The sequence below is a fragment of the Shinella curvata genome, assembly GCF_022899935.1.
GTDB classification, from domain to species: Bacteria; Pseudomonadota; Alphaproteobacteria; order Rhizobiales; family Rhizobiaceae; genus Shinella; species Shinella curvata.
Genome location: NZ_JALJCJ010000007.1, coordinates 261064 through 276825 on the forward strand (window position 1 = coordinate 261064; position 15762 = coordinate 276825).

A 15762-nucleotide genomic window follows, 5' to 3' on the forward strand; every position below is an offset into this window, starting at 1 on the left:
GAGCTTTCCGGTGGCTCTGGCGCGGACACGCTCATCGGCGGCGCGGGCAACGATATGATCTACGGCGGCGCAGGCGACGATACGCTGCGCGGAGATGCCGGCAATGACACCCTGGATGGTGGCGAAGGCTCGGATACCTACCTAGTCGGAGCCGGATGGGGACAGGACACCATCTATAACGCCAGTTCGACGAATGCAGCAGGCGAAACGGATGTGGTGGTTTTTGACGCAAGCATTGCAGCCACCGATATCATCGCACAGCGAGATGGCGACGACCTCGTTCTGGCGCATGTCAACGGCGAGGATAAAATCACCATCTCCTCATGGTTCTCTGGCGAGCAATATCGGATTGACGAAGTTCGGTTCAACGATGGGACGGTATGGACTTCGGCAGCGTTGACGGCGACGGGAAATCTAGCGCCCGTAATCACTTCGGATGACGTGATCAGCGTTGCAGAAAACAGTACCGCCGTCGCCACGATTACCGCATCCGACGACGAAACTGACACCGTCACCTTTTCGATTTCCGGCGGCGCGGATGCATCTCTTTTCGCCATCAACTCGAAGACGGGGGCGCTGTCGTTCAAGTCGGCTCCAGACTATGAGGCACCGAAGGACAGCGGCAGGAACAACGTCTACGACGTGACCGTCAAGGCGACGGATACCGGCGGACTTTTTGCCACACAGGCGCTCAAGGTCACGGTGACCAATGTCAACGAAGCTCCGACTATCACGTCTTCGGCGTCCGTAAGCGTTGCCGAGAACAAGACGGCGGTGACGACCGTCAAGGCGACCGATCCGGAAAAGGGCACGCTGACCTATTTGATCTCTGGCGGAGCCGACAAGGCGCTATTCAATATCGACGCGAAGACGGGTGCCCTGTCGTTCAAGTCCGCCCCGGATTTCGAGTCTGCCAAGGATGCAGGCAAGAACAACGTCTATGACGTGACCGTGGCTGCCAAGGATGCAGGCGGTATCAGCGTTACACAAGCGATCGCGATCACCGTAACGGATGTCAACGAAGCGCCGATCATCACGTCTTCGGCATCCGTGAGTATTGCCGAGAACAAGACGGCGGTGACGACGGTCAAGGCGACCGATCCGGAAAAGGGTACGCTGAGCTATTCGATCTCTGGCGGAGCCGACAAGGCGCTATTCAATATCGACGCAAAGACGGGGGCACTGTCGTTCAAGTCGGCCCCGGACTACGAGGCTACGAAGGATGCCGGCAAGAACAACGTTTATGACGTGACCGTGGCTGTCAAGGATGCAGGCGGTATCAGCGTTACGCAGGCGATCGCTATCACGGTGACCAATGTCAACGAAGCTCCGGTCATCACCACGTCGTCCTCGCTGAAGATAGCGGAGAACAAGACGGCGTTGACGACGCTGAAGGCGACCGACCCGGAAAAGGGTGCCGTCACATGGGCGATCTCCGGCGGAGCAGACAAGGCGCTGTTCAAAGTCGATGCCAAGACGGGTGTGCTTTCCTTCATTAAGGCCCCGGACTTCGAGGCGAAGAAAGACGCCAACAAGGACGGAATCTATGACGTGACGGTCAAGGCGACGGATGCCGGCAAGCTGATTGACACACAGGCGCTGAAGGTCGCGGTGACCAATGTCAACGAAGCTCCGGTCATCACCACGTCGTCGTCGCTGAAGGTCGCGGAGAACAAGACGGCCGTGACGACGCTGAAGGCGACCGACCCGGAAAAGGGTGCCGTCGCATGGGCGATCTCCGGCGGAGCCGACAAGGCGCTGTTCAAGGTGGACACGAAGACGGGAGCCCTGTCGTTCAAGTCGGCCCCAGATTACGAGGCTGCCAAGGATGCAGGCAAAAACAACGTCTACGACGTAACGGTCAGGGCGACCGATACTGGTAAGCTGATCGACACGCAGGTGCTGAAGATCACCGTCACCGACGTTAAGGGTGAGGCTTTGAAGGCCGCGCCGAAGGGCGGCACGCTCGTAGGCACGGCCGAGGCCGATACGCTAACCGGCGGGGCTGGCAACGACGTTCTGAAAGGCCTGGCCGGCAACGATAAGCTATATGGCGCGGGCAGTGCGGACGACCTTTACGGCGGCACGGGTAAGGACATCTTCATCTTCAAGTCGGTGACGGACTCGACTGTTGCAGCTTCTGGCCGAGATACGATCTTCGACTTCGACGGTGCAGGCGGCGACCGGATCGATCTTTCCGGCATTGATGCCAAGGTTTCCACGACAAAGGACGATGCCTTCACGTTCATCGATACGAAAGCCTTTTCGAAGAAGGCCGGAGAACTTCGCTACGACAAAGCGAAATCTGACACCTACATCTACGGAGACACGAACGGCGACGGCCAGGCCGACTTCACCATTCACCTTGATGACGCCCTCACCCTCTCTAAGGGTTATTTCCTGCTGTAGCAGCGGACGGCTTCACGGTATTCGGAACCGGCGCTAGCAGCTCCGGTTCTTCTTGCCCAATCCCGCGCCGGCGGAGCGGGATTTTAATGATACGGACGGTTTGGCCCCTTCCGTACAAGTATCGAACATACCTCAAAAAGACCGCCGGAGGGTTGCAGCCCGTTGATGGCGGTACTTTTCTGGTCATGCGTCGGCGCGCATCGGATGAGCGCCGACGCATGACGAAGCGGTGAGCGAATCACCCTGATATTCGATGGTTGACAGCCCGATGGAAGAGCCATACCCACACTCCTACTCGAATTACGCAAGGTTTTGATATAAAATCAATGACTTAGTTGTGGCGAAGAGAGGGGGCTTTATGAGAAATCCTTCGGAACCCGCTGGAAATCCCGAAGGCGCTGGAGAATAGGCGTCTTTCTTAATGGGCCGAGTGGTACACAAAGGTGGTAGACATGGTTCTCTTAATGTCGCGTCCATCCAAGCATCCCAAGACAGGTATCTTTCAGTTCCGAAAGCGCGTCCCAGATGCTCTCCAGCTCTCGTCGGCAAGGTTGAGGAGAAAGTCAGCCTAGGCACCCGCGACCCTGCCGCGGCGAAGATCCCGCATGCGCAAGTACTGGAGGAAGTCGAGGAGCGGTGGCGGCTGTTGCGCGCGGGAGTGCAGAGCCTGAACGAAAAGTAGGCGGCTGCGATCGGTGGCGAGACATACAGGAGCCTTGTCGCACAACATCAGGACAATCCGTCCAGAATGCCGCTCTCGATGCTCCTGCTCGACCAAGCGCGACACCAGCCGAAGAAGGTGCAGATCATACTGCTGGGGAGCGATACTGAGAAAACCCGGCAGGTACTCCAGACGATGTTGGAACGCAGCGACGAGCGAATGCGGACGTTCGCCGACGACTTCCTGTCAGGCAAGGGACTACGCATTGACGAGCCGAGCATGAAGATAGTGCTGGCACGCGTGACACAGGCCGCAATTCAGGCGCGGGAGCATATCTGGAAGATGGCTGGCGGCGACTACAGCCCTGATCCAAACGCGAACCGTTTCCCGCATTTTGATATGCCGCATCAACTGCAATCTAAGCCAGCACGAATCGACTCGGATTCGAAGTTGCATCTGGTTCAAGTTTTCGAGGGATATGCGAAGGAAAAGTCGATCTACCCGACGACATAGTGGAAGGCGCTCATCGAAAAAATCGCTGCTTAGGTTCCGGATTGGGGAGAGGATGGCATCGAATTATCCGCGGTGCTGCACTCCTACTCAGCCGCGTCGTTGCCGTGCCGGTCCACGTTGCCGAAATCGTCTGGCGGTCGTCGTCGTCCGGTGTGCTGCCGTCGACTGCTGCGACTTCGACGCCGACAATTCCGATACCTCCGGAAACGCCCGCCGGCTGTAGATTGTCATAGCGGGGGAGGCATCTATGGCGGCGGGGGCTGCGCTCGATCTCCGCCCGATCGTTGCCGGAAACACTGGCCCGATCGTGTCGTTCTTGCTGTTCGGCTCGCTTCCTATCGGCGCGACCTTCGATTCGGACACCGGTCGGATCGGCGACAAGGTGTTGAAGGCCTGAACGTATCACGTGTGGGTGTCGGCGGGAGATTCAACCGAAGCGGCGGTGACGGCGGGCGTGACCATCGTTGTGAGCTGATGATACGGAAACCGGGACCGACTGTCTCCGGCGAGGCATTCAAATTGTTGACACCTCAGAACGGGCGTCGTACCAAACTTCTCGTTTGAAACCGTGGCCCACATGAGCGGTACACAGGGCTAATATTCTGCCCATAAAGATACTTAATTTTCAATAGCTTATGGTTTGTGGCGGAGAGGGTGGGATTCGAACCCACGATACGGTTGCCCGTATGCCGCATTTCGAGTGCGGTGCTTTCGACCACTCAGCCACCTCTCCGCTTAACTGGTCGGCGCTTGTGCAGCGCGGGGCGGTACATAGCGGGTGTCGGGCGGGGGCGCAAGGGGGCGAAGGGCGAGAAAATTCATCTCTTTGTCATGGTGACGGGAAATCCCTTGACAGTTTCCGGCGGCTCACCTATTGCGCAAGGTGCAGTGGCATAGGTCTCACTTGTGCCGCTACGAAGGTTCTTTGCGCTTTCGGCCTTGGATTTCAAGCGCCGCCTGCCTGGACCTCCTTGAGCCGGCGATGCGCCAATGCATCGTCATTCCCGCGACTGATAAAAAGACGGCCTTGCCCTTTGGGACAAAGAGCCGGCACGAACATGAAAGGATATAAAATGTTCGCAGTCATCAAGACCGGCGGTAAGCAGTACCGCGTGGCCGCCAACGACGTTCTGACGATTGAAAAGCTGTCGGGCGACGCTGGTGCGAAGATCGAATTCACCGAAGTGCTGATGGTCGGCGTTGGCGCCGATGCAACGATCGGCGCGCCCTTCGTCGAAGGCGCCGTCGTCACCGCAGAAGTCGTCGAGCATGGCCGCGCCAAGAAGGTTATCGCCTTCAAGAAGCGCCGTCGCCAGAACTCGAAGCGTTCGCGCGGTCATCGTCAGCACAACACGACTGTCCGCATCATCGACATCGCTGGCGCCGGCAAGGCCAAGAAGGCTTCCAAGAAGTCTGACGCCGCCGAAGCCGCAGCCGAATAATCCGGACAGGTAAAGGAGAACTCCCATGGCACACAAAAAAGCTGGCGGCTCCTCGCGCAACGGTCGCGATTCCCAGTCCAAGCGCCTCGGCGTGAAGAAGTTCGGCGGCGAAGCCGTCCTCGCAGGCAACATCATCGTCCGTCAGCGCGGCACGCAGTGGCATCCCGGTGCCAATGTCGGCCTCGGCAAGGATCACACGATCTTCGCTCTGACAGCTGGCAATGTGAATTTCCGTACGAAGGCCAACGGTCGCATTTACGTGTCTGTAGCCCCGAAAGCGGAAGCAGCGGAATAAGCCGGTAGCGCTCTAAAACAGCCGGCGTCTCATCGACCCGGCTGGCGCTACAGGTTTCAGGCCTGAAGAAGAAAAAGGGAGATGAGGCAAGACCTTATCTCCCTTTTTCGTTCTGGAGGACTGAACATGCAAACCGAGTTGTTGCGGGAAGACCAATCAAGGTCTCCCCAGGAAAGGCTGAGGCCTGACCGGTCGAGGACCGATTGCCCGATCTTACTGTCGCCGCGGCTCGTCATGAGAGCCCCGCACGAAGACGACATCGACGCCCTTGCCCATCTCGCCAACAACGCCAATATCGCCAACATGGTCGCCCGCATGCCGCACCCCTATACGGTTGCGGATGCCGCTGATTTCGTGCGACGCACACGCGCCGGCGCGATTGGCAAGTGCGTCTATGCCATTACGAAAGCCGACAACGGCGCCTTCCTCGGTTGCTGCGGCATCGAACCACACGAAGACGGACGCACCGTCGAACTCGGTTACTGGCTGGGCGAACCCTACTGGAACCAGGGCTACGTCACGGAAGCAGCGCATGCGCTGATCGATATGGTCTTCCGCACCCGCGACGTCGACCAGATCGATGCGCGCTGCCGGGTCATGAACATCCCCTCGCGGCGTGTCATCCAGAAGTGCGGCTTCCAGTTCCAGGCGACCGGCATGGTGCAGAGCCTTGCCGTCGGCGGCATGGTGCCCGTCGAATGGTACAGGCTCGACCGCAAGACCTGGGTCTCGCTGAAGAGCTGGGGGGGCATGCGATGAACGCCATGCAGACCCCCATCGAGCGGACGCATGTCACCGGTCCCGGCCCCTGCCCGACCATCACGACGGCCCGCCTGACGCTTCGTCCGCACCGCATGTCGGATGCGGATGCGATCGCCCAGTCGCTTGCCGATTTCCAGGTCTCGCGCATGCTGGCGCGTGTCCCCGCCCCGTATGACCGGCAGGATGCCACCGAATGGCTTTCGGTGATGACCACCGACCTCAACGAGGGCTGGGCCTTCGCCATCACCGCGGATGACGACGTGCATATCGGCTGCGTTTCCTTCGAGAAGCGGCGCCAAGGCTGGGAAATCGGCTATTGGCTGAACCGCTTCTACTGGCGGCGCGGCTATATGAGCGAGGCGGTGCATGCGGCGACCGCGCGCTTCCTGATGCGCATGCCGGGCACGGAAATCCATTCCGGTGTCTTCGCCGACAACCTGGCCTCTCTTCGGGTGCAGGAAAAGGCGGGCTTCCGCATCACCGGCTGCAGCGACATCTTCAGCACCGCCCGCGGGGCAATGGTGCCGCATATCGAAACGCTGCTGGCGCCGGGCGATTTCCACCCGGCCGTCCCGCGGCATTGATATCGATCGGGGCGGAGAGATCCGCCCCGGTTTTACGACAATTCGAACCAGACGGGCATATGGTCGGAGCCGAATGCGGTCTCATCCACCCAAGCATCCGTCAGGCGCTCCACGAGGCCGTGGCTGAGGAAACAGTAGTCGAGGAACATGCGGTCGGCATGATCCTTCGGGTTGATCCAGCTGAAGCTCGCCGCATGGCGCTTGCCGAGGCCGGCCAGCGCATCGACGGGATTGGTGGCGCGGATCTGGCGGCCGTAGAGCGCGTCGACGGCGCCGGCCATTTCGCAATATTCCGGTGATTCCGGCACCATGTTGAAGTCGCCCATCAGGACATAGTCCTCCGGAACCGGCGGTTCGGACAGGCCGAATTCATGGGCGCCGGAAATCGCACCGCCCTCGACGCTATAAAGCTGGGCGCGGTCCTTGAGATAGCGGATCTGCGCGATGCGCTCGTCACGATGGACATGGTCGAGATGCACGGAATAGACCCGGAGCGGACCGCCCGGTGTAGCGATCACCGCTTCGGTGGCACCGCGCTGGAGGTTCAGCTTGTCGAGCGTGCGGGTGCGCGGCAGCGGGATGAGGCGGGTCGACAGGATCGGCCAGCGGGAAAAGATCATGTTGCCGAACTGGAAGCGGCGGTTGACCACCCGGCCCTTTTCGATGGCGGAGCCCGCATCGAGATCGCAGGCCGGCCAGAAGGCGGAATAATGGTTGGCAAGCAGGGTCTGCAATTCGGCGACCATGTCGATGCCGCCATTGAGGTGAAAGTTGCGGGTCACCTCCTGCAAGGCGATGACATCGGCGCCGTGGATCGAGGAGACGATGCGCGGCAGGTCGAGGCGATCGTCGAGACCGATGCCGTACTGGATGTTATAGCTGACGAATTTCACGATAGTCTTTGACCTCTGCGGGAAGCGGCTATATCGAAGACGGCAAAATGAGCATGTTGAACAGAATAAAGCGAACGGCGAGCCGATGAAGTTCCTGGACGAAGCAAAAGTCTATATCCGGTCCGGCGACGGCGGGGCAGGGGCTGTCTCGTTCCGCCGTGAAAAATTCGTCGAATTCGGCGGACCCGACGGCGGCGACGGCGGACGCGGTGGCGATGTGTGGGTGGAGGCCGTCAACGGCCTCAACACGCTGATCGATTTCCGCTTCCAGCAGCATTTCAAGGCCTCGACCGGCACGCACGGCATGGGCCGCAACCGCACGGGCGCAAACGGTGCCTCGGTGACGCTGAAGGTGCCCGTCGGCACGCAGATCTTCGAGGAAGACAACGAGACGCTGATCATCGACATGGTGGCCGAGGGGCAGCGCTTCAAGCTCGCCGCCGGCGGCAATGGCGGCTTCGGCAACGCGCATTTCAAGTCGGCGACAAACCAGGCGCCGAACTGGGCCAATCCGGGCCTCGAAGGGGACGAGAAGACCCTCTGGCTGCGGCTGAAGCTGATCGCCGATGCCGGCCTTGTCGGCCTGCCGAATGCCGGCAAGTCGACCTTCCTCGCCACCTGCACCCGCGCCCGGCCGAAGATCGCCAACTATCCCTTCACGACGCTGCACCCGAACCTCGGCGTGGCGACGATCGACGGCAGCGAATTCATCTTCGCCGACATTCCCGGCCTCATCGAGGGCGCGCATGACGGTGTGGGCCTCGGCGACCGCTTCCTCGGCCATGTCGAGCGCACGCGCGTGCTGCTGCATCTTGTCTCCGCACAGGAAGAGGATGTCGGCAAGGCCTACAAGACGGTCAAACACGAGCTGGAAGCCTATGGCGGCGGCATCACCGACAAGCCGGAGATCGTGGCGCTGTCGCAGATCGACCTTCTCGACGAGGACGAGCTGAAGAAGAAGACCAAGGCGCTGCAAAAGGCCTGCGGCCAGCCGGTGCTGCAGCTTTCCGCCGTTGCCAATGTCGGCATGGTCGGCGCGCTGCGCGCCGTACGCGACATCATCGTTCAATCGAAGAATGCCGGGTCCGACGACTGAGATGACGAAGAACCGCAAACCGCTCGGAAAACACCGCCGGATTGTGATCAAGATCGGCTCGGCCCTGCTCGTGGACCGCGCCACGGGCCTCAAGAAAACCTGGCTCGATGCGATGTGCAAGGACATCGCCGCGCTGAAGGCCGGCGGCACGGATGTGCTCGTCGTCTCCTCCGGCGCCATCGCGCTCGGCCGCTCCGTGCTGAAGGTGCCCTCGGGCGCCTTGAAGCTCGAGGAAAGCCAGGCCGCGGCCGCTGTCGGTCAGATCGCGCTGGCGCGCGCCTGGTCGGAAAGCCTGTCGTCCGACGGTATCGTCGCCGGCCAGATCCTGTTGACGCTCGGCGATACGGAAGAGCGCCGCCGCTATCTCAATGCGCGCGCGACGATCAACCAGCTTTTGAAGCTCGGCTCCGTGCCGATCATCAACGAGAACGATACGGTCGCAACGACGGAAATCCGCTATGGCGACAACGATCGCCTCGCCGCCCGCGTTGCCACGATGACGGGGGCAGACCTGCTCGTGCTGCTCTCCGATATCGACGGCCTCTATACGGCGCCGCCGCATCTCGACCCAAACGCACGTTTCCTCGAAACCATCGACGCCATCACGCCCGAGATCGAGGCGATGGCGGGTGGTGCGGCGTCGGAACTGTCGCGCGGCGGCATGCGCACCAAGATCGATGCCGGCAAGATCGCGACGGGCGCAGGCTGCGCCATGATCATCGCCTCCGGCAAGGTCGATCATCCCCTGCGCGCCATCGAAGAGGGCGCACGCTCCTCGTGGTTTGCGCCTTCGGGCTCGCCCGTCACGGCACGCAAGACGTGGATTGCCGGGCAGTTGCAGCCGGCCGGTCGGCTGGAGATCGATGCCGGCGCGGAAACCGCGCTGAGTGCGGGAAAAAGCCTGCTGCCCGCTGGCGTGCGCGGCGTCTGGGGTACGTTCTCGCGCGGCGATACGGTTTCCATTTACGGCACGAATGGGCGCGAGATCGCCCGTGGCCTTGCGGGCTACGATGCGGATGAAGCCAGGCTGATCGTCGGCAAGAAATCCGCTGATATCGCCGAAATCCTCGGCTATGCCGGCCGCGCCGCGATGGTGCACAGGGACGACCTCGTGGTAACCGGCCTTGCCGCATCCACCGCGGAGGCGGGAAAGGACGTGAGCCATGCTTGATCAGGTCAAGACCGACATCGACGCCCTGATGGCCGAGATCGGCCGTAATGCCCGCGCCGCCGCCCGCCCCTTGGCCATTGCCACGGCCGCTGAGAAGAACCGCGCGCTCGAAGCCATGGCGGCCGAAATCTTCGCCAACCGCGAGGCCATCCTCGCGGCCAACGCGATCGATCTCGCCAATGCCCGCGAAAGCGGCGTCGCCGCCTCCTTCATCGATCGGCTGACGCTGACCGCCGAGCGCATCGACGGCATCGCCGCCGCGATCCGTGATATCGCCGATCTCAAGGACCCGGTCGGCGACATCATCGCCGAATGGGATCGACCGAACGGCCTGCATATCGAGCGCGTGCGAACGCCGCTCGGCGTCATCGGCGTGATCTACGAAAGCCGCCCGAACGTGACGGCCGATGCCGGCGCGCTGTGCCTCAAGGCCGGCAATGCCGTGATCCTGCGCGGCGGTTCGGACAGCGTGAATTCATCGCAGGCGATCCATTCCTGCCTCGCCGCCGGTCTCAAGGCCGCCGGTCTGCCGGAACACGCCATTCAATATGTGCCGGTGACCGACCGTGCCGCCGTCGGCGCCATGCTGTCCGGCCTCAACGGATCGATCGACGTCATCGTGCCGCGCGGCGGCAAAAGCCTCGTCGCGCGCGTGCAGAGCGAGGCACGCGTGCCGGTCTTCGCCCATCTCGAAGGTCTCTGCCATATCTATGTCGACAAATCGGCCGACCTGGAGATGGCGAAGAAGATCGTCGTGAACGCAAAAATGCGCCGCACCGGCATTTGCGGCGCCGCCGAAACCTTGCTGATCGACCGCGCCGTCGCCGAGACGCATCTCGCGCAGCTCGTCGAAGGCCTGCTGGCCGCCGGATGCGAGGTGCGCGCGACGGACGAGATCCGCGCCCGTATCGGCAATCTCGTCGCGGCAGATGAATCGGACTGGTCGACGGAGTATCTCGACGCGATCATTTCCGTTTCGCTGGTCGACGGCATTTCGGGTGCGATCGACCATATCAACCGCTGGTCCTCCGCCCATACGGAAGCGGTGATCGCCGAGGACCCCGACGTGGTCGAGCGTTTCTTCACCGAGATCGATTCGGCCATCCTGCTGCACAATGCCTCCACCCAGTTCGCCGATGGCGGCGAGTTCGGCATGGGTGGCGAGATCGGCATTGCGACCGGGAAAATGCATGCGCGCGGCCCCGTCGGCGTCGAGCAGCTCACCTCGTTCAAATACCGGGTGCGCGGCACCGGACAGGTGCGGCCCTGACGTGACGGCAGACGCGGTTGAGACACGCTATCTGAGGATGCCGCATGTCGAGAAGGGCATGGCCGTCGGCCTGTTCGGCGGCTCGTTCAACCCGCCGCATCAGGGCCATGCGCTGGTTGCCGAAACCGCGCTGCGCCGCCTTGGCCTCGACCAGCTCTGGTGGATGGTGACGCCTGGCAACCCGCTGAAAGATCATAGGGAATTGGCACCGCTCGCCGAACGCATCCGTCTCAGCGAGGCGATTGCGCCAAGCCCTCGCGTCAAGGTCACAGCCTTCGAAAAGCGACTCGGCCAGAGCTATACGGCCAAGACCTTGGAGCGCGTGCAGGCCTTGAATCGTGGTGTGAACTTCGTCTGGATCATGGGCGCCGACAATCTGAAGACCTTCCACAAATGGCAGAACTGGCAGAAGATCGCCGGCACCTTCCCCATAGCCGTCATCGACCGGCCGGGCTCGACGCTCGCCTACCTCTCTTCGCGTATGGCAAAGACCTTCGACTATGCCCGCGTCGACGAGGAGGACGCGATGAGCCTGCCGGGCCGCCGGGCGCCCGCCTGGACCTTCATCCACGGACCGCGCTCGCCTCTCAGTTCCACGGCACTGCGCACACGCAAAATGCTAGAGAAAACCATCCATCAGAAGTGACGTCTTGAAAGTGGTAACCATTGGTGCCTACATTTAGTAGGTGCCGGGGACGACATATACCGGCACGAGACGTGCTTGACCTGTTTTACGGAAAGGAACGAACCTGACAACAGCGCACGCAAAGGGAAACGTCATCGGCGTTTTCTCCAGGAGCGCGGGCCGCAGCGACGATGCCGCCGACCGTGCCCTTCACCTGGTCCTCGCTAGCCTCGAGGACTCGAAGGCAGAAGATATCGTCACGATCAACATTGCCGGTAAATCGGCGCTGGGCGACTACATGGTGGTCGTGTCCGGACGCTCGAACCGTCATGTCATGGCGATTGCCGACCACCTCATCTCCGACATGAAGGACGAAGGCCTGGGCAATGCCCGCGTCGAGGGCCTTGAAGCCGGCGACTGGGTGCTCATCGACACGGGCGATATCATCGTCCATGTGTTCCGGCCGGAGATCCGGGAGTTCTACAACATCGAACGGATGTGGGCGGCTCCCGAGATGGAAGACGGCACGGTTCACTAAACGCGATAAGACGCCGGGCGCCTGTCTGGCGAGGAAACACGGTGGCGCCGCTGAAGCGCCACCCGAACGGACAGGGCTTCTGGCGATGCGGGTTGGACTTTTTGCGGTTGGACGGCTGAAGGCCGGCCCTGAGAAGGATCTTGCGGCCCGCTATATCGATCGTTTCGCCAAGGCCGGTCCCGCCATCGGCCTCGAACTCGGCAAAATGGCCGAAGTCGGTGAAAGCCGTGCCGGCAATGCCGAGACCCGCAAGCGCGAGGAAGCGGCAATGCTGGAAAAGGCGCTGCCCGACGGCGCCGTGCTGATCCTGCTCGACGAGCGCGGCAAGTCGCTCGATTCGCCCGGTTTCGCCACGCTCCTCGGCGGCTTCCGCGATGCCGGAAAACGCGAACTGATGATCGCCATCGGCGGCGCCGACGGGCTCGATCCGGCGCTTTACGACCGCGCCGACGCAACGCTCTGCCTCGGCAAGATGACCTGGCCGCACCAGCTCGTGCGCATCCTGCTCGCCGAGCAGCTTTATCGCGCCGTCACCATTCTCTCCGGCCATCCCTATCACCGCAGCTGACACCATCGCCGCGCAAGCCCCAAAGTTCAGGATAGCAGAGGCCGTATTTTTGGCGCTCTTCTGTCCAAGGGATCTTCAGGCCGCAGGATTTCTTGGCGAAAACGCCAAATCAGCATAGAGCGGTCAGAACGGATTTTTGGGAAACGATGAGGAAAACCGGCAAAGCCTATCCCGGTGGAGATGTCAGCCGCCTGCTGCGGCCGGCGCTGCTGTCGGCTGTGCTGTCGCTTGCCCTCCTGCCTCATTCCGTCCACGCCGAGCCGAACGAGGCCGCCGTCACGACCGGTTCCCTGCCGAAGGCCGAACTCGACCCAGCCGCAGCACTTTCGCTGCGTCGCGACAGCACACGCCGCGAACTGGAAACACTGTCCCAGTCGATCACCGTCTCGGACGAGAAGACCAAGGCGCTAGAAGCCGAAATCGCCAAGCTCGACAAGTCACGCCAGAACCTGCGCGACGAAATCCTGAAATCGGCAGCGATGCGCAAGGACATGGAAGAGAAGATCCTGGCCGGAGAAAAGCGGCTGGAGGGCATGCGCGAGCGGGAAGCGGGCGTGCGCGCCTCGCTGCACGATCGCCGTGGCCTTCTCGCCGAAGTGCTTGCTGCCCTTCAGCGCATGGGCCGCAATCCTCCGCCCGCTTTGCTGGTGACGCCGGACGACGCGCTCTCTTCGGTGCGCAGCGCCATCCTGCTCGGCGCCGTCGTGCCCGGCATCCGCAAGGAGACGAACGAACTCATCGACGACCTCTCCGCTCTGATGGACATAAAGAGCGATATCGACCGCGAGCGTACGGAACTGGCCGACGCCATGCAGTTGCGCGTCGAGGAGGAAAAGCGTTCCGAATTGCTGATTGCCGAAAACGAAGCGCTTGCCAGCACGAACGGCCGCACGCTCGCCGCCGAGCGTCGCCGCGCCGAGGAATTGGCGGCACGCGCGACCAGTCTCGAGGGCCTTATCGGCGGCCTCGAACGCGAGATCACGTCCGTGCGCGATGCCGCAGCTCTCGCGAAGTCGCAGGAAGAGGAACGGCGCAACCAGACGGAAGCCGAGCGCGAAAAGGCCAGGGCACTCGCCCGCGACAGCGTGCCCGACAAAAACCGCATTGCTCCGGCATATGAATTTCAGGAATTGCAGGCGAAACTCGATTATCCAGCGGCAGGCGATGTGCTGCGCCGGTTCGGCGAAGCGGACGGCACCGGCCACGAATCGCAGGGCATGACGCTGGCGACGAATGCGGGCGCTCTCGTCACGGCGCCGTCGGACGGGTGGATCGTCTTTGCCGGAACGTTTCGCAGCTATGGGCGCATGATCATCCTGAATGCCGGCGAGGGCTACCATCTGGTGCTGTCGGGCATGGACAAGGTGAACGTGCGGGAAGGTCAGTTCGTCGTGGCGGGTGAACCGCTCGCCGTGATGGGTGAAAAAAGGGTCGCGAGTGTCAACGCTTTGACGCTGGAAACAGACAAGCCGACACTCTACATTGAATTCCGAAAGAACGGAAAGCCGGTTGATTCCCAGCCGTGGTGGTCCGCCAAATATTCTGGAAAGGCACGCAATGATTCGTAGGGCTTCACTCGTTCTCGTCGGTGCACTCATGGGTGCGACGGCCATGAGCGTCATCAACACGGCAACGCTGCCCGCCGAAGCCGCCGGCTCGTCGACCTATCGCGAGCTTTCCATCTTCGGTGACGTGTTCGAGCGCGTGCGCGCGCAATATGTGACGCCGCCGAAGGAAGACCAGCTGATCGAGAATGCCATCAACGGCATGCTCACGTCGCTCGACCCGCATTCGTCCTACATGAATGCCAAGGACGCCGACGACATGCGCACCCAGACGCGCGGCGAATTCGGCGGTCTCGGCATCGAGGTCACGATGGAAGACGAGCTCGTCAAGGTCATCACGCCGATCGACGACACGCCGGCTGCCCGCGCGGGCGTTCTCGCCGGCGACTTCATTTCCAAGATCGACGGCGCCGATGTGCGCGGTTTGAAGCTGGAGGAAGCCGTCGAGAAGATGCGCGGCGCGGTCAACACGCCGATCAAGCTGACGCTGATTCGCAAGGGCGCCGACAAACCGATCGAACTCACCATCATGCGCGACATCATCGCCGTGAAGGCCGTCAAGTCCCGCGTCGAGGGGGATGTCGGTTATCTCCGCGTCATCTCGTTCACGGAAAAGACCTATGACGACCTCGAAGCCGCGATCGAGAAAATCAAGGAAGAGGTTCCCGCCGACAAGCTGAAGGGCTACGTGCTCGATCTTCGCCTCAATCCGGGCGGTCTGCTCGATCAGGCGATCAACGTCTCCGACGCCTTCCTGGAACGCGGCGAGGTGGTCTCGACGCGCGGTCGCAACGAGGACGAAACCCGCCGCTTCAACGCGACGCCGGGCGACATCACCGACGGCAAGCCGGTCATCGTCATGGTCAATGGCGGTTCGGCCTCGGCGTCGGAAATCGTCGCGGGTGCGCTGCAGGATCTGCGCCGCGCCACCGTTCTCGGCACGCGGTCCTTCGGCAAGGGCTCGGTCCAGACCATCATCCCGATGGGCGATGCCGGCGCGCTGCGCCTGACGACCGCGCTCTACTACACGCCGTCGGGCAAATCGATCCAGGGAACGGGCATCACCCCCGACATCACGGTCGAACAGCCGCTGCCGGCCGAGCTGCAGGGCAAGCTGGAAACCGCTGGCGAATCCAGCCTGCGCGGTCATATCCAGGGCCAGAGCGAAACGGAGCAGGGCTCCGGTTCCGCAGCATACGTGCCGCCGGAAGCCAAGGACGACGTACAGCTTCAGTACGCGCTGGAACTGTTGCGCGGCCAGAAGACCGACAAGGCCTTCCCGGCCAATCCGGAAAAGGCAGAACTGAAGAACTGATCCGCTTCATCCGGGCCTGTCACCACACGGGCCCGGGTTTCCTCATGCAGCTTCC

16 protein-coding genes and 1 tRNA gene are annotated in these 15762 nt (G+C 61.9%); 15 read left to right on the forward strand and 2 right to left on the reverse strand.

Going from position 1 to position 15762, the window contains the following annotated elements; all coding sequences use genetic code 11:
• From MUU55_RS24345 to MUU55_RS24355, 3 genes are all read left to right on the forward strand, one after another.
• On the forward strand, positions 1-2409 hold a 2409-nt coding region (locus tag MUU55_RS24345), incomplete at its 5' end, for a cadherin domain-containing protein (protein WP_342346072.1).
• 748 nt (positions 2410-3157) lie between these two features.
• Positions 3158-3583, forward strand: a complete 426-nt coding sequence (locus tag MUU55_RS24350; RefSeq protein ID WP_244763371.1) for a hypothetical protein — start codon at positions 3158-3160, stop codon at positions 3581-3583.
• A gap of 247 nt (positions 3584-3830) precedes the next feature.
• On the forward strand, positions 3831-3980 hold the full coding sequence (locus tag MUU55_RS24355; protein WP_244763372.1) for a hypothetical protein: 150 nt from the start codon (positions 3831-3833) through the stop codon (positions 3978-3980).
• A 246-nt stretch (positions 3981-4226) separates the two neighbouring features.
• On the opposite strand, the gene MUU55_RS24360 is transcribed toward MUU55_RS24355, so the two are convergent.
• Positions 4227-4316: transfer RNA gene (locus MUU55_RS24360), tRNA-Ser, on the reverse strand.
• A 340-nt stretch (positions 4317-4656) separates the two neighbouring features.
• On the opposite strand from MUU55_RS24360, the gene rplU reads away from it, so the two are divergent.
• The 4 genes from rplU to MUU55_RS24380 all read left to right on the forward strand — a co-directional run bounded on the left by rplU (position 4657) and on the right by MUU55_RS24380 (position 6666).
• Positions 4657-5025 carry a 50S ribosomal protein L21 gene (gene rplU / locus MUU55_RS24365; RefSeq protein WP_050745338.1) on the forward strand — a complete coding sequence of 123 codons (369 nt, stop codon included), beginning with the start codon at positions 4657-4659 and terminating at the stop codon, positions 5023-5025.
• A gap of 25 nt (positions 5026-5050) precedes the next feature.
• On the forward strand, positions 5051-5320 hold the full coding sequence (gene rpmA, locus MUU55_RS24370; RefSeq protein WP_117371375.1) for a 50S ribosomal protein L27: 270 nt from the start codon (positions 5051-5053) through the stop codon (positions 5318-5320).
• Between the two features lie 126 nt (positions 5321-5446).
• Entirely contained in the window at positions 5447-6079 is a 633-nt protein-coding gene (locus MUU55_RS24375; RefSeq protein WP_244763373.1) for a GNAT family N-acetyltransferase, read from the forward strand.
• On the forward strand, positions 6076-6666 hold the full coding sequence (locus MUU55_RS24380; RefSeq protein WP_244763374.1) for a GNAT family N-acetyltransferase: 591 nt from the start codon (positions 6076-6078) through the stop codon (positions 6664-6666). Before MUU55_RS24375 ends, MUU55_RS24380 begins: the two co-directional genes overlap by 4 nt.
• A 32-nt stretch (positions 6667-6698) precedes the next feature.
• Here MUU55_RS24380 and MUU55_RS24385 read toward each other — a convergent pair whose 3' ends face one another.
• Positions 6699-7559, reverse strand: a complete 861-nt coding sequence (locus MUU55_RS24385) for an endonuclease/exonuclease/phosphatase family protein (RefSeq protein WP_244763375.1) — start codon at positions 7557-7559, stop codon at positions 6699-6701.
• Between the two features lie 85 nt (positions 7560-7644).
• Here MUU55_RS24385 and obgE point away from each other — a divergent pair, with 85 nt between their 5' ends.
• The 8 genes from obgE to MUU55_RS24425 all read left to right on the forward strand — a co-directional run bounded on the left by obgE (position 7645) and on the right by MUU55_RS24425 (position 15707).
• Complete coding sequence (gene obgE, locus MUU55_RS24390; RefSeq protein ID WP_244763376.1) at positions 7645-8655, forward strand: GTPase ObgE; 1011 nt, start codon at positions 7645-7647, stop codon at positions 8653-8655.
• A gap of 1 nt (position 8656) precedes the next feature.
• A complete protein-coding gene (gene proB, locus MUU55_RS24395) occupies positions 8657-9826 on the forward strand; it encodes a glutamate 5-kinase (RefSeq protein ID WP_244763377.1) in 1170 nt (389 codons plus the stop codon).
• Positions 9819-11096, forward strand: coding sequence for a glutamate-5-semialdehyde dehydrogenase (locus MUU55_RS24400; protein WP_244763378.1), 1278 nt, complete (start codon positions 9819-9821; stop codon positions 11094-11096). The genes proB and MUU55_RS24400 overlap by 8 nt, the downstream gene beginning before the upstream one ends.
• A 37-nt stretch (positions 11097-11133) precedes the next feature.
• Positions 11134-11742: a nicotinate-nucleotide adenylyltransferase gene (locus MUU55_RS24405; RefSeq protein ID WP_244763500.1), complete on the forward strand. Its 609-nt coding sequence runs from the start codon at positions 11134-11136 to the stop codon at positions 11740-11742.
• A gap of 103 nt (positions 11743-11845) precedes the next feature.
• Positions 11846-12259, forward strand: coding sequence for a ribosome silencing factor (rsfS, locus tag MUU55_RS24410; protein ID WP_117371367.1), 414 nt, complete (start codon positions 11846-11848; stop codon positions 12257-12259).
• Between the two features lie 85 nt (positions 12260-12344).
• A complete protein-coding gene (rlmH, locus tag MUU55_RS24415; RefSeq protein ID WP_244763379.1) occupies positions 12345-12827 on the forward strand; it encodes a 23S rRNA (pseudouridine(1915)-N(3))-methyltransferase RlmH in 483 nt (160 codons plus the stop codon).
• Positions 12828-13018: 191 nt separating this feature from the next.
• Positions 13019-14395 (forward strand): murein hydrolase activator EnvC family protein, encoded by a 1377-nt coding sequence (locus MUU55_RS24420; protein ID WP_425314232.1) that lies wholly within the window; start codon positions 13019-13021, stop codon positions 14393-14395.
• Complete coding sequence (locus MUU55_RS24425) at positions 14385-15707, forward strand: S41 family peptidase (protein ID WP_244763381.1); 1323 nt, start codon at positions 14385-14387, stop codon at positions 15705-15707. The genes MUU55_RS24420 and MUU55_RS24425 overlap by 11 nt, the downstream gene beginning before the upstream one ends.
• Positions 15708-15762 lie beyond the last annotated feature (55 nt).